Below are 20,147 nucleotides of genomic sequence, written 5' to 3' on the forward strand. Positions count from 1 at the left end.
CGCCGGGGCCGCCGCCACGCTGAACGCGTTGACCGCGGCCGAGTGGCCGTTCGTGACACCGTTGGTACTGAACGCCTTGAGCGAGCCCGAAGCCAACCTCCGACGTCCCGAATGAGTCATTCGCGACACCGGCGGCAGCCGCAAAGCAGCCGGAACCGACCAATCCACCGGGGCGGGCAGCGCGAATCCCGGCTATGCCGCACACCACCGCGCACCAGCTAGCCTCGTTCGCCGCGAAACTCCTCGGCGGCCCGCTCCCCGTGGGCCTGCGGACCTGGGACGGCACGCGCGCCGGCCCGGAGGACGCCCCGACGGTCGTGCTCCGGAACCGGCGTGCCCTGCGCCGCCTGCTCTACGCGCCCAGCGAGCTGGGGCTCGCCCGCGCCTACGTCACCGGCGACCTCGACGTCGAAGGCGATCTCGCCGACGGCTTCCGCCGGATCTGGGCCCTGACCCGCTCGGGCGAGCTCAACCGGGCCAAGCTCGGGCCGCGCGAGTGGGCCGACGCCGTCAAGCTGGCCGCACGGCTCGGCGTCGCCGGGCTGCCGCCGAAACCGCCCGCCGAGGAGGCGCGGCTGTCCGGGAAGCTGCACAGCCTGTTGCGCGACCGCTCCGCCATCGCCCACCACTACGACCTGAGCAACGCCTTCTACCAGCTGCTGATGGACGAGTCGATGGCGTACTCGTGCGCGTACTTCACCTCCGGATCGCAGAGTCTCGAACAGGCGCAGCACGACAAGCTGGAGCTGATCTGCCGCAAGCTGGGGCTGCGGCCGGGCATGCGGCTGCTGGACGTCGGCTGCGGCTGGGGCTCGCTGCTCGTCCACGCGGCCAAGCACCACGGCGTCGAGGCCGTCGGCATCACGCTCTCGGCCGAGCAGCTGCAGCACATCCGCGGCCGGCTCGCCCAGCACGACCTGGAAGACCGCGTCGAGGTGCGCCGGCAGGACTACCGGGAGCTGCCGGACGGGCCGTTCGACGCGGTCGCGTCGATCGAGATGGGCGAGCACGTCGGCGAGGTCAACTACCCCGCGTACGCGGCGACGCTGCACCGCATGGTGAAGCCGGGCGGGCGCGTGCTGCTGCAGCAGATGTCGCGCGGGAACGTCGCCCCCGGCGGCGGCGCGTTCATCGAGCGCTACATCGCGCCGGACATGACCATGCGGCCGGTCGGGCGGACCATCGACCACCTGGAGACCGCGGGCCTCGAGGTGCGGGACGTGCACGCGCTGCGCGAGCACTACGTCTGGACGGTCCGGGCCTGGGCCGCCACCCTGGAGGAGAACTGGGCCGACGTCGTCGCGCTCATCGGCGAGACGGGCGCGCGGGTCTGGCGGCTGTACCTGGTGGGCGGGGCGCTGGCGTTCGAGGAGAACCGGATGGGCGTGGACCAGATCCTGGCCGTGCGGCCCGACGAGCACGGCCGCAGCGGCCTGCCGGCGACACGGGAGTGGTGACGATGCCGCAGCTGCTCGTCACGGCCGCCGTCACCCTCGTGGCGGTGGCGGTGACCTTCGGGATCGCGCGGGCGCGCAAGCGCTACGACACGATCGACACGTTCTGGGGGCTCGGCTTCGCGCTCGTCGCGATCGCCGCCTTCCCGTTCGGCGACGGCCCGCTCTCGCTGCGGCTCGTGGTGGTGCTCCTGACCGTCGTCTGGGGGGTGCGGCTTTCGGTGCACCTGCACCTGCGCAACCACAAGCTGCCGGAGGACCCGCGGTACGCGCGGATGGGGCACGGGCCGGCGAAGATGTTCGTGCGCGTGTACCTGTTCCAGGCCGTGGTGCTGTACTTCGTGTCGCTGCCGGTCCAGTTCGCGGTGGACGGCACCGGGATCGGCGTGCTCGGCTGGCTCGGGATCGTGGTCTGGCTGATCGGCTTCGCGTTCGAGACGATCGGCGACGACCAGCTGCGCCGCTTCAAGGCCGACCCGGCCAACCGCGGCCGCGTGCTGGACACCGGGTTGTGGCGCTACACGCGGCACCCGAACTACTTCGGTGACGCGTGCGTGTGGTGGGGCCTCTACCTCCTGGCGTGTTCGACGTGGCCGGGCGCGGCAACCATCCTTTCCCCCGTCGCGATGACCTTCACCCTGGCCCGCGGGACGGGGAAACCGTTGCTGGAAAAGGGCATGGCCCGCACGCGCCCGGCGTACGCGCACTACGTCGAGCGGACCAGCGGCTTCTTCCCGTTGCCGCCGAAGAAGGTCACTCCCCGGTGAGGCCGTCGGTGAGCTCGCGCAGCACGTCGAGGTGCCCGACGTGCCGCGCGGTCTCCTCGATCATGTGCGCGACGACCCAGCGGACGTTGAAGGTCTCGGCCTTGTGCGTCACTTCGTCGTCGAGCCCGTGCTTCGCGACGATCTCGCGGCTGCGGGCGCACTGCTTCTCGTAGTCCGCGAGGAGCTGCTCCACCGGCACCCCGGGCGGGATCCGGAACTCCGCGTCCGGATCCTGCTCGAGCTTCTCCTCCCAGGTGTCCTCTTCGCCGTCGACGACCACGCCGAACCAGAACCACTCGTTGAGCGTGAGGTGGGCGACGAGCCCGGCGACGGTCATCAGCTCGCTGGGCAGGTGCACCTGGCGGGACTGCGCTTCGGTGAGACCGCCGGCCTTCCAGGCGACCGTGGCGCGGTGGTGGTCGAGCAGGCCGGTGAGGACTTCGCGTTCGCCGCCGGTGAGCGGCGCCTCGGGGCGCTTCGGTCGTTCGGTCATGGACGGGACTCTGCCAGAGGGGTCCGACAAGATTACCTTGCACACGATGTAATCGTGGGCTAGGTTTACGGACGTGCCAGACGAATTCCGCCTCGACGAGCAGGCCTGTTTCGCGCTGTACGCGGCATCGCGAGCCGTGACCGACGCGTACCGGCCGCTGCTCGGCGAGCTGGATCTCACCTACCCGCAGTACCTCGTGCTGCTGGTGCTGTGGGAGTCCGACGCCCGGCCGGTCAAGGAGATCGGCGAGGCGCTGCACCTGGACTACGGCACGCTTTCGCCGCTGCTCAAGCGGCTCGAGGCCAACGGGCTGGTGACGCGGACACGGCTGCCCGCGGACGAACGCACGGTGGTGGTCAGCCTGACCGACCAGGGCCGGGCGGTGCGGACGCGCGCCGCCGGTGTCCCCTCGGCGATCGGCTGCGCACTGGGCCTCGAGGACGACGAGCGGCGGGCACTGATCAAGACCCTGCGGCGGCTGACGGCGTCGGCCGCCGCGTACGCACCCGAGCACTGAGGAGGCTTTATGCCCAGCCGTGACGCCACCACCCACTGGGTCGGCGGACTGAACAGCGGGAAGGGCGAGGTCACGCTGGACTCGTCCAACGCCGGCACGTTCGCGGTCTCGTTCCCGACCCGCGCCGGCAACCCGGACGGCCAGACGAGCCCCGAGGAGCTCATCGCGGCGGCGCACTCGTCCTGCCTGGCGATGAACCTCTCGGGCGTCCTGGAGGCCCAGAAGCTCACGGCGGACTCGATCGACGTGAGCGCGGAGGTCACCCTCGGCCCGGCGAAGGGCGGCGGCTTCGAGATCAGCGGCATCGCGATCACCCTGCGGGCGTCGATCCCGGGCGTGACGGCGGAGCAGTTCGCGGAGTACGCCGAGACGGCCGAGAAGACCTGCCCGGTGTCGAAGGCCCTCGCCGGCACCACGATCACCATGGACGCGGCACTCGCCTGATCCCCCGGTGAACGGCCCCTCGCCCGGTCCGGGCGAGGGGCCGTTCGCGCACGCTCAGCCCCGGCCGAACGCGGCCAGCGCGAGGGGTTCCCACTTGCGCCACCCCTCCAGCCGGTCCCGGTACTCGGCCTCCACCGCCGCGAACGACTTGCCGAAGAACATCCGGTGCGGCGGGTTTTCCGTGTCCGCCAGCTCCAGCATCGGCTCGCGGGTCGCCCGCGGGTCGCCGAGGTCCCACTCGATCCGGGTCGCTTCGCGGACCGCGTCGTAGGCCGGGTCCGGTTCGCTCTGCCGGACGCTGCCCCCGCCGAAGTCCGTGCGGTACGGGCCCGGCTCCAGGCAGATCACGTCGATCCCGAACGCCGCGACCTCCTGCCTCAACGACTCCGAAAGGCCTTCCACGGCCCACTTCGACGCGTGGTAGGCGCCGATGCCCGGGAACGCCCGGATCCCGCCTTCGCTGGTGACCTGGACGATCCGGCCCCGCCCCTGCCGGCGCATGATCGGCAGGGCCGCCTGGGTCAGCCAGAGCGTGCCGAAGAAGTTCGTCTCGAGCTCCGCCCGGACCTCCTCCTCGGTCAGTTCCTCGACCATCCCGAAGTGCCCGTAGCCGGCGTTGTTGACCAGCACGTCCAGCGATCCGAACGCCGCCGCCGCCCGCTCGACCGCGTCGACGGCGGCCGCACGGTCGGTGACGTCCAGCCGCAGCGGCAGCAGGGCGTCGCCGTACCGGTCGGCCAGCGGGCGCAGGCTTTCGACGTCCCGCGCGGTGGCCGCGACCCGGTCGCCGCGGGCGAGGGCCGCTTCGGTCCACTCGCGGCCGAAACCCTTGGACGTCCCGGTGATCAACCAGTTCTTCGTCATGACCTGCCTCCGTTTCTACATCGCAAGCTAATAGTAGCATGGGCTGCATTAATGCGTTCGATGCTAAGGTAGCGGGCATGATCGCGAGTGACGGCCGCCGTGAGCGCAAGAAGGCCCAGACCCGGGCCCGGATCCAGGACGCGGCCCTGGACCTCTTCGCGAGCCAGGGCTACCGCGAGACGACGATCGCGCAGATCGCCGCGCGCGCCGACGTCGCGACCCGCACGGTCACGCTGCACTTCCCGGCCAAGGACGACCTGCTGTTCGCCGACGACCCCTTCACCCCGGAGTCCCTCCAGGCGCACCTGCGCGACCGCAAGCCGCAGAGCACCCTCGAGGCGGTCCGCGACTGGATGCACGCGACCATGCGCGAGCTCGACGAACGCGACCGCGAGTCCGGTGTGGACCCCGCGCACATCTGGCAGCGCCGCGCCCTGCGCGCCGACCTCCTCCTGGCCGACGACGACCTCCGCGGCCGCGCCCGGGCCGGCTACCGCGACCTCGAACTCCCGATCGCCGCGGGTCTCGGCGACGACCTCGGCCTCCCGGCCGACGCCCTGCTCCCCCGGCTCACCGCCGTGACCGTGGTCGCCGGCCTCCGGGAGATCTACGTGACCCGCGAGGGCCGGGCGCGGGCGACGGCGACCGAGCTGGCCGGCCTGGTCGACGAGGTGCTCGCCTTCGCCGAGGCAGGCCTCCGCGCCACTTCGGCGTGAAGCCGGTGTGCGGGACTGCCCGCCCCGCACACCGGCCTGCTCAGGCGACCGTGCGCGACGCGGTGATCGCCGCGCGCCGGGCGAGCCGGTGGGTCCGGCGGATCCCCGCTTCGGCGTACCGGCGGCGGTCCTCGTCCGTCTCCGGCAGCACCGGTGGCACCGGCCTCGGCCGGCCGTCCTCGTCGACCGCGACCAGCACCAGGTAGGCCGAAGCCACGTGCACCGGGGGCACCGAGCGGTCCCAGCGGTCGGCCGTGGCGCGCACGCCGATCTCCATCGACGTCGAGCCGGCCCAGTTGACCTGGGCGTGCAGGTGCAGCACGTCCCCGACGCGGACCGGCACGCGGAACACCATCTCGTCGACCGACGCGGTCACCGACGCGCCTTCCGAATGCCGGGCCGAGACGACCCCGGCCAGCGAGTCGGCCAGCTTCATCAGCACCCCGCCGTGCACGGTGCCCATGAGGTTCGTGTCGTGGTCGTCCATGATCTGCGACAGCGTCAGCCGCGACGCCGACGCCGGCTTGCCCCTCACGCGAGCCCCGCCCGGACCTCGCGCACGGCCGCGACCAGGTTCCCGAGCGCCGGGGCGACCTCGCCGTAGCCGCGGGTCTTCAGCCCGCAGTCCGGGTTGACCCACAACCGGTCCGGAGGCACCGCGGCGAGCGCGGTCCGCAGCAGGCTGCCGATCTCCCCCGCGTCCGGGACGCGCGGGGAGTGGATGTCGTACACGCCCGGCCCGACCCCGCGGCCGAACCCGGTGAGGCCCGCAACCACCTCCATCCTGGAGCGGGCCGCTTCGATGCTGGTGACGTCGGCGTCGAGGGCGTCGATCGCGGACAGCACCTCGCCGAACTCGGAGTAGCACAGGTGGGTGTGGATCTGGGTGGCCGCGCCGGCCCCCGAGGTCGCCAGCCGGAACGCCGCCACGGCCCAGCGCAGGTAGTCCTCGTGCCCGGACCGGCGCAGCGGCAGCAGCTCGCGCAGCGCCGGTTCGTCGACCTGGACGATCCGGATGCCCGCCGCTTCGAGGTCGCGGACCTCGTCGCGGACGGCGAGCGCCACCTGCCGGGCGGTGTCGGCCAGGGGCTGGTCGTCGCGGACGAACGACCACGCGAGGATCGTCACCGGGCCGGTCAGCATGCCCTTGACCGGCTTGGCCGTCAGGCTCTGGGCGTAGCGGGTCCAAGGCACCGTCATCGGCGCCGGCCGCGAGACGTCGCCGTGGAGGATCGGCGGGCGGACGCAGCGCGAGCCGTAGGACTGCACCCAGCCGTGCGCGGTCGTGGCGAACCCGGCCAGCTGCTCCGCGAAGTACTGCACCATGTCGTTGCGCTCGGGTTCGCCGTGCACCAGCACGTCGAGCCCGAGGTCCTCCTGCAGCCGCACCACGCGCTCGATCTCGGCGCGCATCGCGGCCTCGTACGCGGCGTCGTCGAGCGTGCCCGCCTTGTGCGCGGCGCGGGCCTTACGGACCTCGGTGGTCTGCGGGAACGACCCGATCGTCGTGGTCGGCAGCGGCGGCAGCCCGAGTACGGCCTGCTGGGCTTGCGCGCGCTCGGCGTACGGCGGCCGGGCGGTGGTGTCCGGCGTCCCGGGGCCGCCACCCGCCGTCGCACGGTCCGCGACCGCTTGGCGCGCCGGAGCGAGATCGACCTCTTCGCCGCGCAGCGCCCGGCCGAGCAGCACGAGCTCGTCGACCTTCTGCCGGGCGAAGGCGAGCCGGCCCTTGAGCCGCGGCGGCAGCCCGTGCTCGCGCTCGACGTCGTAGGGCACGTGCAGCAGCGAGCACGACGTCGTCACGCTGACCGACTTCGCCACGCCGAGCAGCGTGGCGGCCCGGGCGAGCGCACGGTCCGCGTCGGTCCGCCAGACGTTCCGGCCGTCGACGACCCCGGCCAGGACCTCCTTGTCCCGCAACGCCGGTTCGGCGGCGACGGCGTCCACAACGGACTCATCGCTGACCAGGTCGACGGCGAGCGCCTCGATCGGCGCGCGGGCCAGCACGCCGAGCGCGCGCCCGAGCCGGCCGTAGGAGCCGGTGACCAGGATCTTCGGCCGGCCGGTCTCCTTGCCGAGCCGGTGGTAAGCGCGGATCAGGGCGTTCAGCTCGGCCTCGGTCCGGTCCGCGGCGAAGGCGGGTTCGTCGAGCTGCACCCATCCGGCGCCCGCCTCGTGCAACCGGCGCAGCAGGTCGGCGTACCGGGGCAGCAGGGTGTCGAGCAGGTCGAGCGGCCGGAAGCCCTCGGTCGTGGACTTGGCCAGCAGCAGGAAGGTGACCGGCCCGACCAGCACCGGCCGGGTTTCGAGGCCGAGCGCCCGGGCCTCGAGGTACTCGTCGAGCGGCTTGGTCCCGGCCGCGGTGAACGCGGTGTCGGGGCCCAGTTCCGGGACGAGGTAGTGGTAGTTCGTGTCGAACCACTTGGTCATCTCCAGCGCCGGCGCGTCCTGGACCCCGCGCGCGGCGGCGAACGAGGTGTCCAGCGGCGCCAGGCCGAGCCCGGTGAACCGCCCGGGCAGCGCGCCGAACAGCTCGGCGGTGTCGAGCACGTGGTCGTAGTGCGAGAACGTGTTGGACGGGATCGAGTCCAGCCCGGCCGCCGCCAAGGCGCGCCAGGTCCGTTCCCGCAGTTCACGGCCGGTTTCCAGCAGGGTGGCCCGGTCGATGTCGTGCGCCCAGTAGCGTTCCAGGGCGCGCTTGAGTTCCCGGTCCGGGCCGATCCGGGGGTAGCCCAGCACGGTGGTGCCGATGTCGGTCACAGCTCTCTCCTCGCGAGCTCGCTCTCCGGAGAGTCCGAGCGCGCGCGAAGAGCCGCGTTTCGGTCGTGCCCATCCCGCGAGGCCCGGACTCACGCACGCCGTCGGCGCGCGTACCACGGGCAGGTCTTCGGACTCGTGGGCGCCGAGCTCAGGTCTACCGGCCGTCGCTTCCCGGGCCGAGGCCCAGTGCTTGACCACTCGCGTGGTGACGGCTTTCGTTCCCACATACCGCTGCGGGGCAGTCCCGGATTCGCACCGGGTTCCCTGTTGCCTCGCCCGCGCGCGTCACCGCGCCCGGGCGAACCAGTGGCAGCTGGAGCCTAGCGCTTCCCGATCACGGTGTCGCGGGTAAACCGATCGGTGTCATCCCCGCGCGAACCGGGCTAACCTCACGACATGACCCCCGACGCGAAACCCACCTCCCGGGAACGGCTGCTCGAAGCCGCGGCCACGCTCACCTACCGGGACGGGGTCGGCATCGGGGTCGAGGCGCTGTGCAAGGCCGCGGGCGTGTCGAAGCGATCCCTCTACCAGCTGTTCGAAAGCAAGGACGAACTCCTCGCCGCCAGCCTGAAGGACGGCGCGGCCGCCTTCGTGGCCGGCCTGCTCCCGCCGGCCGACGACGACCGCGGGCCCCGCGACCGGATCATGCACGTCTTCGCGCAGCTGGAAGCGCAGGCGCGGACCCCCGGGTTCCACGGCTGCCGGTACCTGGCCGCGCAGATCGAGCTCAAGGACCCGCGCCACCCCGCCAGCCGGGTGGCGCGGCGGATCAAGCGGAACCTGCTGAGCTTCTTCCGCCGGGAGGCCGAGCAGGGCGGGGCCGCCGACCCGGACCTGCTGGCCCGGCAGCTCCTCGTCGTCTTCGACGGTGCCAGCGCGCGGGCCGGGATCGGCGTCGACGACCTGAAGGGGCTCGTCGTCCCGACCGTGACCACCCTGCTCGACGCCGCCGGAGTGCGCTGACCCGCGTCACTCCGGCGGCGCCCAGCCGCCGGTGACCTCCTTGACCGGCTTGTGCGGGAACCGCCGCCGCGCATACTCCTGCGCGCGGGAATCCGGGAGCACGTACAGCGTCTCCCGCTTGTCCAGCAGCGGCCGCAGCACGGTCTTCAGGAAGCCCTTGCGGTCCTCCAGGTACGGGCCGAGGACGTGAACCCGCTCATGAACTCGCGGTAGTTGTGCGTGGTGCAGGCCAGGCCGTCGAACGCGCCGTCCTTGGCGATGGCACCGACCGGGCACGCGGTGACGCACAGCTTGCAGTCGATGCAGGGGTTGTAGTCCAGCGCCTGCCCGTACTCGCTCACCTCCGCGTCCACCAGCACGGTGGCCAGCAGGACGAAACTGCCGAACTTCGGGTGGATGACGTTGCGGTGCAGGCCCATCACCCCGAGCCCGGCCGCGACCGCGACCGTCTTGTGCGCCACCACCCAGATCCGGTCCGTGCCGAAGCGGTCCATCTCCTGCGGGAAGCCGACCGACGGGTTGATCGCCCGGTGCGCGCCTGGACCACGCTGCGCGCGGTGTGGTTGGCCTGCTCGCCGGTCTGGTGGAACTCCTGGTCGGCCACGCTGCGAGCCGGGGAGCGGCAGTTGTCGCGGTTCATCCGGAACGCCATCGCGATCAGGGTCCGGGTGCCCGGCAGCGCGCCCAGCACGTACTCGCGCTCGCCGGCCAGATCGGGGTGGTCCAGACTCACCGCGACGTCGTCCGCGCCGGCCGCCAGGCACAGCTCGCGCAGCCGGGCCGCGTCGAGCACCGGCGGCGGGTCCGCGGGGCGCCGGGACAGCACCGCCCGCACCGACGGGTGCGCAGCCAGTTTCGCCGGCAGCGCCGGGTCGTGCGTCATCGGACCTCCCGGAGCGGACTCGGTAAACCGATCGGTTTCACCACCGCAGCACCGCGTCTTGCGATGGGAAACCGATCGGTTTACGAGATCGAAACCGATCGGTTTCCTGTCAGGCCGAGCACTTCCGCCGAACCGGCGTTGCGCGCCGGCGTGGAACGGCTCCGCACCGAACTCGACCTCCATGACTTGACGCTGCTGGGCCGCCGAGCTGCCGGACCGGGTCCGGCGCGTCGTCGCGGTGAACGCCTACGACTTCCGCGGCGGCATCGCGCGGTCCGGCCTGCTTGCCCGTGCGGTGGTCACCGGCGTCCTCGCCCCCGGCGTGGGCCCGGTGGTCGCCGGGGTGGAGCCGAAAGCCGCGCTGCGCCGGATCCTGCGCGGCGGCCTCGGCGACAAGAGCGCCCTGCCGCGGGATCCACCGGAACCTGCCGAGCCTCATCGCGGCCCGCTCGCGTTACGCCGAAGTCGAAGCGCCCGTCCGGTTCGGCTACGGCGAGCACGACTGGTCCCGGCCGTCGGATCGGCGGGCCAACCGGGATCTGCTGCTGCCCCACGCCGGGTTCACGGAGGTGCCGGGAGCGGGCCACTTCGTCGCCCCGGACCGGCCCGATGTGCTCGCCGGGCTGCTTGCACATCCCCGATGAGTACTCTACGTTCAAATATCGTCGATGCGGTTCGACGAAGAGTGACGGGTCGCCGTCTCCTGGGGGGCAGTCGAGAACGCCATGCGCAAGCGCGGTCACCACCGGCACGCCGGGGCCCGGCTCACCGCCGGCCCCCGCACGAACGTCCTGGCCTTGGTCGTGCCGCTGCGCGCCGGCGCCCACGACGTCGTCGTGCGGGAGTTCGTGGCCGCCGCGATCGCCGCGGCCGGGGCCCGGGACCACGCCCTGCTGCTGCTCACCGCCGAAGACGGCCCGGCCGCGCTGCGCCGGGCGGTGTCCTCGGCGGTCGCCGACGGGGTCGTCGTGATGGACGTCGAAGCCGCGGACGCGCGGGTGCCGGTGCTGCTCGGGCTGGGCCGGCCGGCGGTGCTGATCGGCGTGCCGGACCGGCCGCGCGGGCTCGGCTGCCTCGACCTCGACTTCGCCGCGGCGGGCGCGCTCTGCCTCGGGCACCTCGCCGGCCTCGGGCACGAGCACGTCGCCCTGATCGGCTCGACCCCCGCGACCTACCGGCGCGGCAGCAGTGCCGCCACCCGGCTCGCGCAGGGCTTCACCGCGGAAGCGGATCGCCGGGGCATCCGCTCGACGACGCTGGCCTGGGGCGACACCCACTGGCGGACGCTGCGCGGCCTGGACGCGCTGTTCGCCCGCCACCCCGGCGTCACCGGTCTGGTGGTGCACAACGAAACGGCGCTGCCGGCGGTGCTGGCGGCCCTGCACCACCGCGGGCTGCGGGTCCCCGAGGACGTCTCGCTGGTCGCGGTCTGCCCGGACAGCCTCACCGCGCACAGCCTGCTCGAGCTGACCTGCCTGGCCATCCCGGCGCGGGAGATCGGCGCGCTGGCCGTCGAAACGGTCCTCGGGCAGCTCGACGACGGCACCGCCCCCGGAATCCGGCTGCTCGCCCCGGAGCTGACGGTCCGCGCCAGCACCGCGCCGCCGCGCCTGCCGGCAACCGGACGGGCCGAATAGCGCCCCGCGTATTTTGCCACTGTCGGTATTCCGGTGATCAATTGTCGGCGGTTGGTTCACGGAAATGACGTATTGCCCGGACGGCCCGGGCCGGTGTTAACGTGACCGCGGCGACCGCGCGGCTGTTTTTCCCGCTCGCATTTGCCGAGACGAAATCCGGGGGAAGCGATCTCAGCCGGAGGGGCCTGACATGCATCGAAGACAGCTGGCGCTGGCGGCCGTCGTGGTGGCGGGGTGGTCGCTGCCCGTTCCGGCGGCGGCGGAACCGGCCGCCTCCCCCGTGGCAGCAAGCGATTCGGGCCAATCGGTCACGCTGATCACCGGCGACCGGGTGCGACTGCTCCCGAATTCCCGCGGGGAAAGCACGGTCACGGTCGAACCGGGCCCGGGCCGCGAGCGGATCGGTTTCTTCCGCGAAACGCAGGCCGGCGACATCACCGTGGTGCCGTCGGACGCGCTGGCGCTGGTGGCGTCCGGCAAGCTCGATTCCCGGCTGTTCGACGTTTCCGGGCTGCTGCGGCAGCACCTCGCCGACTCCGAAGGCAGCCTCCCCCTGATCGTCACCTATTCCGCCAGCTCCCCCGCAGCCGCCCCGCCCGCCACGACGGCCGTCCGCGACCTGCCGAGCGTGCGCGGCGCGGCGCTGCGCCAGGACCGGCGGCGCGGCACGGAGTTCTGGTCCTGGCTCACCGCCGGGTCCGCGCTGCGGCCCGGGGTCGGCAAGGTGTGGCTGGACGGCCTGGCCACCCCGGCCCTCGACGTCAGCGTGCCGCAGATCGGCGGCCCGGCCGCCTGGCAGGCGGGCTACACGGGCCGCGGGGTCACCGTCGGCGTGCTCGACACCGGCGTCCAGGCCGATCACCCGGATCTCGCCGGGAAAGTCGTGGAGGCCCGGGACTTCACCGGAACCCGGCCGGACGCGGGCGACGACCTCGGGCACGGCACGCACGTCGCCGGCATCATCGCCGGCACCGGGGCCGCTTCCGGTGGCCGCTACCGCGGGGTGGCGCCGGACGCCCGGCTGGTCAGCGGCAAGGTCTGCGTCGCCCACGGCTGCCCGGAATCCGCGGTGATCGCGGGCATGGAGTGGATCGCACCGAAGGTCCGCGTGGTCAACCTGAGCCTCGGCGGCGACGCGACCGACGGCACGGATCCGGTGTCCCAGGCGGTGAACGCGCTGACCGGCCGCTACGGCACGTTGTTCGTCGCCCCGGCCGGCAACGACCGCTCGCTCGACCTGCCCGAACCCGGCCCGGTCGTCGCGCCCGCCGCGGCCGACGCGGCGCTGGCGGTCGGCAGCGTGTCGGCCCAGGACACCACCAGCGCGTTCTCGAACCGGGGCGCGCGGCTCGGCGACCACGCGGTCAAGCCCGACATCGCCGCGCCCGGCGAGGGCATCGTCTCGGCGCGGGTCGCGGGGACGCGCGACGGCGACACCGCGCCGGTCGACGACGACTACGCGCGGCTCTCCGGGACGTCGATGGCGGCACCGCACGTCGCCGGTGCGGCGGCCCTGCTGCTCCAGCGGCACCCGGACTGGCTCGCCGGCCGGCTCAAGACGACGCTGACCAGCACGGCCAAGCCCACCGGCGCCGTCGCCGAGCAGGGCGCCGGCCGGGTCGACGCCGCCCGCGCGGTCACCCAGCAGGTCACCGCCACCACCGGCAGCCTCGGTTACGGCTTCGTCGCCTGGCCGCGCACCCGGCCCGTCACGAAAACCGTGACCTACCACAACGACGGCGACGCGCCCGTCACCCTGGCGCTCGCCACCACCTCGCCCTTGTTCACGCCCACGGCCGCGGCCGTGGTGGTGCCCGCCCACGGCGATGCCGACGCCGGCGTCACCCTGCAGGCCGGCGGGGCCGCGGCCGGGCCGCACGGCGACCGGCTGACCGCGACGGCGCCCGGGATCACCGTGCAGACCGCGCTCGGCGCCTTCCTGGAAGCCGAAAGCTACGACGTGTCGGTGCGGCTGATCGGCCGGGACGGGCGGTTCACCGCGGGGGTCGCCACCCTCGTCGACACCGCGACCGGAGCCGCGTTCGGCGTGCGGCCGTTCGGCGCCGACGGCACGGCCGTGGTGCGGGTGCCCAAGGGACGCTACGACCTCAACGCGCTCGACGTGTCCGGAGACCCGACCGGCCAGACCCGGCCGGCCGCGGTGACGCTGCTGTCGCGGCCCGGTCAGCCGGTGACCGGCCCGGTTTCCCTCACCTTGGACGCCCGTGCGGGCCAACCGCTGCGCGCGGTGGTCGACCGCGCGGACGCGCGGCTCCAGGGCGGCGAACTGGGCCTGGTGTCCGGGAACCCGGGCGGGACCCGGACGAACACGCTCGCCTGGATCATCCAGCCGGGCACCGAGCTGTACGCGGTGGGCTCGGGCCGCGAGGTCACCGACCACACCTACGCGCTGTACTTCCGGGCGACGCTGGCCGCCCGCCCGGACGGCGACTACGTCTACCAGCTGGCGCTGCTCGAACGCGGCCGCGTGCCGGCGGACCCGGTCTTCCGGGTGCGCGACCGGGACCTCGCGGTGGTCGACGCGCGGTACCACACGCAGGGGAAACCGGCGGACAGCCTGCGCCTCGACGACGTCACGTTCGGTTTCCCGGGCGCCGACAGCGGGACGTACCAGGTCGCCGCCCAGGCCCTGCCGAGCCGGCGCACCGAGTACTACACGACCGGGGTGACCTGGCAGCACCTCCTGGCGGTGTACCCGGATCCGCTGACCGACGCGGAAAGCAACTACTCCTACCGGACCTACCGGGCCGGGCCGCAGCGCGCCGGCTGGAACCGCGCGCCGGTCGGGCCCGCTTTCGGCGCGCCGCAGGACGGCTGGGGTGTGCTCCGCGCCGGGAACCAGCTGGTGTACGCGATCCCGCTGGTGTCGGGCAGCGATCCGGAGCAGTACACCTCGCCACCCGGAGGCCTCACCGGCACGGCGACGCTGTCGCGCGACGGCGTCACGCTGGCCACCGCGCCGAGCCCGGCGATCGGGGCCCTGGCCATCCCGGACGACGCGGGCACGTACACGCTGCGGTCGGTGGCCACGCGCAGCGTGCCGTGGTCGGTGGTGGGGACCGCGGCGGACGTGCTGTGGACGTTCCGCGAGCCCGGCCTGGCGGCGCCCGCGAAACCGTTGCCGCTCCTGGTGGTCCGGGCCGAGGGCGCGGTCGACGAGCAGAGCCGGGCCCCGGCCGGGAAGCCGTTCGTGCTCGCCCTGACCGCGCAGCGGCAGCCGGGTGCGGGCGAGCTCCGGCTGGCGGACCTGCGCGTCGAAACGTCCGTTGACGACGGTGCGAAGTGGACACCCGTGCCCACGGCCCGCATCGGCAACGGTGGCCTCGCGGTGGTGCGCAATCCAGCGGCCGCGGGGTTCGTGTCGCTGCGGATCACCGCCCGGGACACCGACGGCAACGCGGTCACCCAGACCGTGCTCAGGGCGTACCAGACAGCACCGTGACCGCGACGGCGGCGAGCGGGACGACGAAGGCGGCCCCGGTCAGGGCTTTCAGGGCCCGGCCGTGGGCGCGCCATTCGCCGTCCCAGCCGCTTTCGCCGTCGTAGCGCAGGTTCGCCGTCGTCATCAGCGCGCGGCCCAGCCCGAACCCGACACCCGCGGCCAGCGCCGCGGGCAGCGAAGCCGCGAGGGCGACGGCGATCGCGGCCACGTACGGCAGGCCGCTGGGCAGGTAGGTGCGCGCGCCGGTGCCCATTTCGAACCCGAACTGCAGCGGGCCGAGGTGGCGGCCGAGCCGGAACACCGTGTCCGGCACCAGCCGCCGGTTCTCCGGCAGCCGGAACGACCACACCCCGGTTTCCCGCAGCAGCACCGCACCCAGCACCACGGCCACCACGGCCCAGCAGGCGGCCGCGGGAAGCGGGGCGCGCAGCAGGGAACCGGCCACGAGCGAGACGAGCGCGGTCAGGACGCCGCCGCAGACGAGCCCGGCGCAGAACGCCAGTGTCGGAGTGCCTCGCCAGACCGGCGAGCTCAGCACGAAGGCCGAGTTCCGGCTTCAACTGGAGCCGCTGGTGGCGAACCCGGCGGCCGCGCACAGGACGAGCCACGCCCCCGGCAGCAGCCGGCCCGGCGCGAACAGGAGCGCGATCGTCGCCACGGCCGCGGCGAGCACCAGCCCGGCGGCGAGGGTCAGCGGGTGCCACCGGCGCCGGGCGGTCCCGTCCGTCACAGGGCCGCGCGGCAGATCGTCAGGTACGTCTGGCCGGTGTACCCGCCGCCCCAGAAGGTGGAGAAGCCGTCGGAGCAGCGGTAGACCTTCTGGTCCGGCGTCGTCCACCGCCACGCGTTCTTGCCGACGAACTGGCCGCACGTGTTGGCCACGGGCTGGTGGTCGACCTGGAGGCCGCCCTCGTTCCAGGTGCCGTACTTGTGCCAGCCCGCTTCGCAGTAGGTGCTCCCCCGCCAGAACCCGCCGAAGCAGGCGGCGTAGGTGTTGACGTACGTGCCGCTGGTGTCGGTCAGCTCGGCGTAGCCGGTGGGATAGGCGTCCCGGCAGTCGTTGCGGTCGAAGCCCGGCATGCCGTACGGGCTGAACTCGGCGTTCGCCTTCCGGACGCGGGACAGACCCGACCAGTCGAGCGCGGTCGCGCCGATCGTCAGCGCGCCGAGCGCCACCGCGCGCAGGAACGTCCGGCGCGTGCCGCGGACCTTCAGCTTCCGCCCCGCGCGGGTGGCCACGGCGTCCGGGCCGGGGTGGTCAAGATCGGGAATGTGCGCCGACTCCAGCGTCACCGGCTTCACCTCCTGACGTCGGACCGGCCCAGCCGGCCAGTGTGGTGTCCACTTCGGAAGCCCGGACCGGGAGCAGCACCCGGCGGGCGCGACCGGTGTCGTCGAGCAGCATCAGCACCGGCGGCGAGAGGTGGGAAACCGAACGCCACGCTTCGGCGTCGCGGACCACCGGCAGGCCGTGGGCGAGCTCCGCCCAGGTGGTCGCAGGTTCGTGGGTCAGCAGGGTCGCCTGCGCCCCGAGCGCCGCCAGCCGCTCGACCACGGTGAGGCACAGCGGGCAGCCCGAATCGACCGCGGCCACGACCCGGCCCGCGAACCGCGGGCCCAGCACCAGGTCCGGTGGCGCCGCGACGAAGCCGTCCGTGCTGCGGGTGATCGTCCCGCGCAGCAGCCGGACTTCGCGCAGGACGGCGGCCAGGCCGAAGAACAGCAGGATGATCGCCGCCCAGGTGAGGACGGCGAACGCGGTCGACGGCGTCATCGCCGGTCCCAGGCGATGTCGATGCCGTCGAGCCAGTCGAGCCGGTCCCGTTCGGTCTTCGCCGGCGTGTCCGCGAGGTGCACTTCGGCCACGCCCGCCGGGCAGCCGAGGACGAAGGAACCCTTGGCGTGCCCGGACTTCCAGACCTCGCCGTGTTTGGTGCGCGCACCCGCGTGCCGGGGCAGCAGGGCCGCGGCCTGGCGCGGCGCCGGGATCGACAGCGAACCGTGGTCCCGCACCACCACCACGAAGTGCTCGTTCGCCGGGTCCAGCAGCGTTTCCGCGCGGGGGACGACGGTCATGCCGTCGACGTGGTCTTCGATCCGCAGTGAGCCGAACAGGGCCAGCACGCGGTCGCGGCGGGGTGCCGGGCCGGCGTACACGGTCATCAGCTCGTGGTAGGCGCCGAGCAGGGTGGCCACGGACGACTGCCCGTCGCGGGCTTCGGCGACGACCACTTCCCGGCCGTGCACGACCAGGCGCTCGCGGGTTTCGGCCGGGGCGACGTACGTGCACGCGAAGTCGTGGTAGCCGCGCGGGCCGATCTGGAAGCCGGTGCCGTACGACCCGCCGACGAACCGGACACCGGCCACGACGTGGGAAACGGGGGCCGCCCCGGGCAGCCCCACGGTCACCCGGTCGCCGCCCGGCGCCACCAATCGCAACCGTTGTGCCCCCATGAGACCTCCGATTCCCGGAATCGCACCCGGTGAGACTAGCCGACGGATTCCGCGGTCGCCACGATCATTTTCCAGCAGATCCCGAATTGCTCCGAACGGGGAGGGTATTTTTGTCCACTATTACCGTGGGTCCATGCACTCCTTCTGGTCCGCGGGAATGACGGCCCTGACGGCACTCGGCGCGATTCTCCTGACCGCCGCCGGCGGCTCCCACGCCGTGCGCCACCGCCAGCATCGCGCGGTGCTGCGCGGCCACCGCCTGCTGCCGCCCGCGGTGGCCGCGCCGGCCGCGGGTGCGGAGATCCTCGTGGGCGCGGCGATGCTCGCGGTCCTGCTCGCCGCCCCGGCGGTCACGGTCTGGCCCGCCACCGCGCAAGCCGCGCTGTACTGCGCTTTTGCCGGTTACACGGCGGTGTTGCGGACGCGCCGGCCCGGCGTTCCGTGCGGGTGTTTCGGCGCGGAACGGGTGTCGTGGGCGGTGGTGGCCCGAGCGGCCGTGCTCGCCGTGGGCAGCGCCGGGTGCGCGGTCTTCGGAGTGCCCGGACCGGCCCCGGACCGCTGGGCGTGCGCGGCCGCCGGCGTGGTCCTCGCGATGGCGAACCACCTCATTCCGGCGTGGCGCCGAGGCGGCGGACCGCCTTTGAAGCGATTCCTCGACGGTTTGTGAATCGGTGCTTATTCGCCGGAAAATCACTGCCGGTCAGAGCAGGTGAAGCCCTTCGGCGGCGGTGTAGCGGACGGCGAAGGGATCGGACAGTTCCCCGGCGAACCCGCCGTCCCGCTCGGCCACGAACCCGAGGAGATTCCACCGGTTCCCGGCGTCGCGGACCAGGCGGGGCGCGTACAGCCCGGGACACGGCACGGGCCGGGCGAGGGACAGGTCCCACGGACCGGTCACCGCGGGCCCGGGCACCGCCCACACCTGGTCCGCGGCGGCCCGGGGACCGAGGTTGCTGCAGAAGAGCAGCAGCGGCTGCCCGTCGACGACCGCGACCTGGGGGACCTCGAGGTGCCCGAAGCCGCCGCGCCGGGTCAGCGGCGGCCCGACCTCCCAGTTCAGCAGGTCGGCCGAGAAGGCGTGGCCGATCACCCCGCGCTCGAGCGGGTCGCCGTCCTTCGCGTGGGCGGTGACGAGCATGTGCCAGCCGTCCCCGTCCGGAGACGGGAAGACCCACGGGTCCCGCCAGGCTTCGCCGGCCCAGTCCGCGCGGTCGCCGTGGGCGTACCAGGTCGGGTCGGGTTCGACGAGCGGCTTCACCCCGGATCGGTGCCACGTGCCGAGGTCGTCGGACACGGCGAGGCCGATCCGCTGCACCGCGTGATCGCCGTCGTCGCCGACGCCGGTGTAGAACAGGTACCAGCGCCGGTCCGGGCCGCGGACGACGGACCCGGTCCAGGTCGCGAGGTCGTCCCACGCCGGTCCGTCGGCGGGGACCAGGGCGTCGGCGACCAGCTCCCAGTGGCGCAGGTCGCGGGAAACGGCGTGCCCGATCGACGCCCGCCGGTGGCGCCGCTCGGGATCGAGCAGCGCCCGCGAGGCGCGCAGGAAGAAGACGTGGTGGCGGCCGTCGTCGTCCGTGGTGTACCAGCTGTCCCACACCCAGTGGTCGGGCAGGCGCAGCATCAGCGCACCTCCGGCGGCCGGGCGACCGAAGCCCGGGTGCGCAGCGGCATCGGGATGCGGTGGACCGGTTTCTCCCCGGCGGTTTCGCCGTTGATCTCGGCGAAGAGCGCGTCGACCGCGGTGCGGCCGAGGTCGTAGAACGGCAGGGCGACGGTGGTGAGCTTGGGCCGCATCCACGAGGCGAGCGGGTGGTCGTCGAACGAGACCACCGAGACGTCGTCCGGAACGCTCAGCGACGCCTCGGCCAGTGCCTGGTAGGCCCCGAAGGCGAGCCGGTCGTTGAGGCAGATCAGGGCCCGCGGCTTCGTGCGGGCGAGCAGGTCCCGGGTCGCGTCGAAGCCGTACTCGGGCAGCCAGTCGGCGGTCCTGGTGCCGCCCGCGAGCTCGACGCCGGCCCCGGCGAAGACCTCGCGGATGCCGACGAGCCGTTCCACCGCCGCGACACTGCCCCGCGGCACGTTCCGGAGCCCCGGCCCGGCGCCGATCAGGTGGATGCCGTCCCGGTGCCCGGCTTCCAGCAGCACCCGCGCGGCCGCGCGGCCGGCCTCGACCTCGTCCGGCACCACCACGGGCAACGGCGAAGGCGTCTTCGGCACGGCGTTGAGCAGGACCGCCGACGTCCCCAGCAGGCTCTCGGGAACCGAGACGCGCCGGGTGTACATCGAGGCGAAGACGATTCCGTCGACCTGGCGGTCGTGCATGCCTTGCAGCAGCGCGTGTTCGAGCTTGCTGTCCCCTTCGGACTCACCGATGAACAGCAGGACGCCCCGATCGCGGGCGGCCTCGATCGCACCCTTGATCATGTCGCCCGCCAGCCGGGAGGTGGCGACCGTGTCGGAGACGAACCCGATGGTCAGCGTGCGCCCGGTGCGCAGGCCGGCGGAGACGATGTTCGGCCGGTAGCCGAGTTCTTCCGCGATCGCCTTGAGCCGCTCCTGGACCTCGCCGGAAATGCGCAGTTCCGCTCCCCGGCCCGAAAGCACCAGGGACGCGGTGCTGCGCGAGACCCCCGCCGCCTTGGCGACGTCGGCCAGCGTGACCCGTCGTGGGCTCACCGTCGCACCCCCGCTTTCCCCGTCTTGACACCGGCTCGTCCGATCGCCGA

23 protein-coding genes and 1 riboswitch are annotated in these 20,147 nt (G+C 73.3%); of the genes, 9 read left to right on the forward strand and 14 right to left on the reverse strand.

All coding sequences use genetic code 11. From position 1 onward, the window contains the following. Nucleotides 1–194: 194 nt before the first annotated feature. Both ACWDN5_RS22615 and ACWDN5_RS22620 read left to right on the forward strand, forming a co-directional pair. On the forward strand, nt 195–1,457 hold the full coding sequence (locus tag ACWDN5_RS22615; RefSeq protein WP_449677676.1) for a class I SAM-dependent methyltransferase: 1,263 nt from the start codon (nt 195–197) through the stop codon (nt 1,455–1,457). Nucleotides 1,458–1,459: 2 nt separating this feature from the next. Continuing rightward, on the forward strand, nt 1,460–2,221 hold the full coding sequence (locus ACWDN5_RS22620; RefSeq protein WP_449677677.1) for a DUF1295 domain-containing protein: 762 nt from the start codon (nt 1,460–1,462) through the stop codon (nt 2,219–2,221). Here ACWDN5_RS22620 and ACWDN5_RS22625 read toward each other — a convergent pair. Next, nucleotides 2,208–2,714: a DinB family protein gene (locus ACWDN5_RS22625; RefSeq protein WP_449677678.1), complete on the reverse strand. Its 507-nt coding sequence runs from the start codon at nt 2,712–2,714 to the stop codon at nt 2,208–2,210. The genes ACWDN5_RS22620 and ACWDN5_RS22625 overlap by 14 nt on opposite strands. Nucleotides 2,715–2,787: 73 nt before the next feature. Here ACWDN5_RS22625 and ACWDN5_RS22630 point away from each other — a divergent pair, with 73 nt between their 5' ends. Together ACWDN5_RS22630 and ACWDN5_RS22635 are read left to right on the forward strand one after the other, a co-directional pair. Beyond that, a complete protein-coding gene (locus ACWDN5_RS22630; RefSeq protein ID WP_449677679.1) occupies nt 2,788–3,231 on the forward strand; it encodes a MarR family winged helix-turn-helix transcriptional regulator in 444 nt (147 codons plus the stop codon). A 9-nt stretch (nt 3,232–3,240) separates the two neighbouring features. Next, the gene (locus ACWDN5_RS22635) at nt 3,241–3,675 is read left to right on the forward strand and encodes an OsmC family peroxiredoxin (protein ID WP_310977420.1); all 435 of its coding nucleotides are present in this window, start codon (nt 3,241–3,243) and stop codon (nt 3,673–3,675) included. 54 nt (nt 3,676–3,729) lie between these two features. On the opposite strand, the gene ACWDN5_RS22640 is transcribed toward ACWDN5_RS22635, so the two are convergent. Beyond that, nucleotides 3,730–4,539, reverse strand: a complete 810-nt coding sequence (locus ACWDN5_RS22640) for an SDR family NAD(P)-dependent oxidoreductase (RefSeq protein ID WP_310977421.1) — start codon at nt 4,537–4,539, stop codon at nt 3,730–3,732. 77 nt (nt 4,540–4,616) lie between these two features. Between ACWDN5_RS22640 and ACWDN5_RS22645 the strand changes: the two genes are divergently transcribed. Continuing rightward, nucleotides 4,617–5,255, forward strand: a complete 639-nt coding sequence (locus ACWDN5_RS22645; RefSeq protein WP_449677680.1) for a TetR/AcrR family transcriptional regulator — start codon at nt 4,617–4,619, stop codon at nt 5,253–5,255. A 40-nt stretch (nt 5,256–5,295) separates the two neighbouring features. Here the strand turns inward: ACWDN5_RS22645 and ACWDN5_RS22650 are convergent, their stop codons facing one another. Next, nucleotides 5,296–5,790, reverse strand: a complete 495-nt coding sequence (locus ACWDN5_RS22650; protein WP_310977423.1) for an acyl-CoA thioesterase — start codon at nt 5,788–5,790, stop codon at nt 5,296–5,298. Continuing rightward, complete coding sequence (metE, locus tag ACWDN5_RS22655; RefSeq protein ID WP_449677681.1) at nt 5,787–8,015, reverse strand: 5-methyltetrahydropteroyltriglutamate--homocysteine S-methyltransferase; 2,229 nt, start codon at nt 8,013–8,015, stop codon at nt 5,787–5,789. Before metE ends, ACWDN5_RS22650 begins: the two co-directional genes overlap by 4 nt. Before the next feature lie 101 nt (nt 8,016–8,116). Beyond that, nucleotides 8,117–8,338: riboswitch (cobalamin riboswitch) on the reverse strand. A gap of 73 nt (nt 8,339–8,411) precedes the next feature. On the opposite strand from metE, the gene ACWDN5_RS22660 reads away from it, so the two are divergent. Then, a complete protein-coding gene (locus ACWDN5_RS22660; RefSeq protein WP_449677682.1) occupies nt 8,412–8,981 on the forward strand; it encodes a TetR/AcrR family transcriptional regulator in 570 nt (189 codons plus the stop codon). Nucleotides 8,982–8,987: 6 nt separating this feature from the next. Here the strand turns inward: ACWDN5_RS22660 and ACWDN5_RS22665 are convergent, their stop codons facing one another. The 3 genes from ACWDN5_RS22665 to ACWDN5_RS22675 are packed head-to-tail and all read right to left on the reverse strand — an operon-like array spanning nt 8,988 to nt 9,864. Then, entirely contained in the window at nt 8,988–9,122 is a 135-nt protein-coding gene (locus ACWDN5_RS22665) for a hypothetical protein (protein WP_449677683.1), read from the reverse strand. A gap of 5 nt (nt 9,123–9,127) precedes the next feature. Further along, entirely contained in the window at nt 9,128–9,442 is a 315-nt protein-coding gene (locus ACWDN5_RS22670; protein WP_449677684.1) for a 4Fe-4S binding protein, read from the reverse strand. Next, on the reverse strand, nt 9,400–9,864 hold the full coding sequence (locus ACWDN5_RS22675) for a hypothetical protein (protein ID WP_449677685.1): 465 nt from the start codon (nt 9,862–9,864) through the stop codon (nt 9,400–9,402). The genes ACWDN5_RS22670 and ACWDN5_RS22675 overlap by 43 nt, the downstream gene beginning before the upstream one ends. Before the next feature lie 725 nt (nt 9,865–10,589). Here ACWDN5_RS22675 and ACWDN5_RS22680 point away from each other — a divergent pair. Both ACWDN5_RS22680 and ACWDN5_RS22685 read left to right on the forward strand, forming a co-directional pair. Continuing rightward, nucleotides 10,590–11,501 (forward strand): LacI family DNA-binding transcriptional regulator, encoded by a 912-nt coding sequence (locus ACWDN5_RS22680; protein ID WP_449677686.1) that lies wholly within the window; start codon nt 10,590–10,592, stop codon nt 11,499–11,501. Between the two features lie 190 nt (nt 11,502–11,691). Continuing rightward, on the forward strand, nt 11,692–14,964 hold the full coding sequence (locus ACWDN5_RS22685; RefSeq protein ID WP_449677687.1) for a S8 family serine peptidase: 3,273 nt from the start codon (nt 11,692–11,694) through the stop codon (nt 14,962–14,964). On the opposite strand, the gene ACWDN5_RS22690 is transcribed toward ACWDN5_RS22685, so the two are convergent. Genes ACWDN5_RS22690 through ACWDN5_RS22710 form a run of 5 tightly spaced genes read right to left on the reverse strand, consistent with a single transcriptional unit; the run spans nt 14,939 to nt 17,418 of the window. Continuing rightward, entirely contained in the window at nt 14,939–15,502 is a 564-nt protein-coding gene (locus tag ACWDN5_RS22690) for a hypothetical protein (protein ID WP_449677688.1), read from the reverse strand. The two genes, ACWDN5_RS22685 and ACWDN5_RS22690, sit on opposite strands and share 26 nt — an antisense overlap. Before the next feature lie 18 nt (nt 15,503–15,520). After that, nucleotides 15,521–15,694, reverse strand: a complete 174-nt coding sequence (locus ACWDN5_RS22695) for a hypothetical protein (protein WP_449677689.1) — start codon at nt 15,692–15,694, stop codon at nt 15,521–15,523. Next, nucleotides 15,691–16,257 carry a hypothetical protein gene (locus ACWDN5_RS22700; protein ID WP_310976983.1) on the reverse strand — a complete coding sequence of 189 codons (567 nt, stop codon included), beginning with the start codon at nt 16,255–16,257 and terminating at the stop codon, nt 15,691–15,693. Before ACWDN5_RS22700 ends, ACWDN5_RS22695 begins: the two co-directional genes overlap by 4 nt. Further along, nucleotides 16,223–16,738 (reverse strand): hypothetical protein, encoded by a 516-nt coding sequence (locus tag ACWDN5_RS22705; protein WP_449677690.1) that lies wholly within the window; start codon nt 16,736–16,738, stop codon nt 16,223–16,225. The genes ACWDN5_RS22700 and ACWDN5_RS22705 overlap by 35 nt, the downstream gene beginning before the upstream one ends. Further along, on the reverse strand, nt 16,735–17,418 hold the full coding sequence (locus ACWDN5_RS22710) for a hypothetical protein (protein ID WP_310976987.1): 684 nt from the start codon (nt 17,416–17,418) through the stop codon (nt 16,735–16,737). Before ACWDN5_RS22710 ends, ACWDN5_RS22705 begins: the two co-directional genes overlap by 4 nt. Nucleotides 17,419–17,551: 133 nt before the next feature. On the opposite strand from ACWDN5_RS22710, the gene ACWDN5_RS22715 reads away from it, so the two are divergent. Next, on the forward strand, nt 17,552–18,085 hold the full coding sequence (locus tag ACWDN5_RS22715; protein WP_449677691.1) for a MauE/DoxX family redox-associated membrane protein: 534 nt from the start codon (nt 17,552–17,554) through the stop codon (nt 18,083–18,085). A 33-nt stretch (nt 18,086–18,118) separates the two neighbouring features. Here ACWDN5_RS22715 and ACWDN5_RS22720 read toward each other — a convergent pair whose 3' ends face one another. Both ACWDN5_RS22720 and ACWDN5_RS22725 read right to left on the reverse strand, forming a co-directional pair. Next, nucleotides 18,119–19,042 (reverse strand): glycosyl hydrolase family 32, encoded by a 924-nt coding sequence (locus ACWDN5_RS22720; protein ID WP_449677692.1) that lies wholly within the window; start codon nt 19,040–19,042, stop codon nt 18,119–18,121. Then, a complete protein-coding gene (locus tag ACWDN5_RS22725) occupies nt 19,042–20,097 on the reverse strand; it encodes a LacI family DNA-binding transcriptional regulator (protein WP_310976991.1) in 1,056 nt (351 codons plus the stop codon). The genes ACWDN5_RS22720 and ACWDN5_RS22725 overlap by 1 nt, the downstream gene beginning before the upstream one ends. Nucleotides 20,098–20,147: the final 50 nt, after the last annotated feature.

It is taken from the genome of Amycolatopsis sp. NPDC003731, from assembly GCF_053586895.1.

Excerpts from the sequence above, each read along its gene's own strand:
- ACWDN5_RS22680 (WP_449677686.1), top strand. The coding sequence starts at position 10,590 with ATGCGCAAGCGCGGTCACCACCGGCACGCCGGGGCCCGGCTCACCGCC.
- ACWDN5_RS22715 (WP_449677691.1), top strand. The coding sequence starts at position 17,552 with ATGCACTCCTTCTGGTCCGCGGGAATGACGGCCCTGACGGCACTCGGC.
- ACWDN5_RS22645 (WP_449677680.1), top strand. The coding sequence starts at position 4,617 with ATGATCGCGAGTGACGGCCGCCGTGAGCGCAAGAAGGCCCAGACCCGG.
- ACWDN5_RS22635 (WP_310977420.1), top strand. The coding sequence starts at position 3,241 with ATGCCCAGCCGTGACGCCACCACCCACTGGGTCGGCGGACTGAACAGC.
- ACWDN5_RS22710 (WP_310976987.1), bottom strand. The coding sequence starts at position 17,418 with ATGGGGGCACAACGGTTGCGATTGGTGGCGCCGGGCGGCGACCGGGTG.
- ACWDN5_RS22620 (WP_449677677.1), top strand. The coding sequence starts at position 1,460 with ATGCCGCAGCTGCTCGTCACGGCCGCCGTCACCCTCGTGGCGGTGGCG.
- ACWDN5_RS22660 (WP_449677682.1), top strand. The coding sequence starts at position 8,412 with ATGACCCCCGACGCGAAACCCACCTCCCGGGAACGGCTGCTCGAAGCC.
- ACWDN5_RS22685 (WP_449677687.1), top strand. The coding sequence starts at position 11,692 with ATGCATCGAAGACAGCTGGCGCTGGCGGCCGTCGTGGTGGCGGGGTGG.
- ACWDN5_RS22625 (WP_449677678.1), bottom strand. The coding sequence starts at position 2,714 with ATGACCGAACGACCGAAGCGCCCCGAGGCGCCGCTCACCGGCGGCGAA.
- ACWDN5_RS22615 (WP_449677676.1), top strand. The coding sequence starts at position 195 with ATGCCGCACACCACCGCGCACCAGCTAGCCTCGTTCGCCGCGAAACTC.
- ACWDN5_RS22705 (WP_449677690.1), bottom strand. The coding sequence starts at position 16,738 with ATGACGCCGTCGACCGCGTTCGCCGTCCTCACCTGGGCGGCGATCATC.
- ACWDN5_RS22640 (WP_310977421.1), bottom strand. The coding sequence starts at position 4,539 with ATGACGAAGAACTGGTTGATCACCGGGACGTCCAAGGGTTTCGGCCGC.
- ACWDN5_RS22675 (WP_449677685.1), bottom strand. The coding sequence starts at position 9,864 with ATGACGCACGACCCGGCGCTGCCGGCGAAACTGGCTGCGCACCCGTCG.
- ACWDN5_RS22720 (WP_449677692.1), bottom strand. The coding sequence starts at position 19,042 with ATGCTGCGCCTGCCCGACCACTGGGTGTGGGACAGCTGGTACACCACG.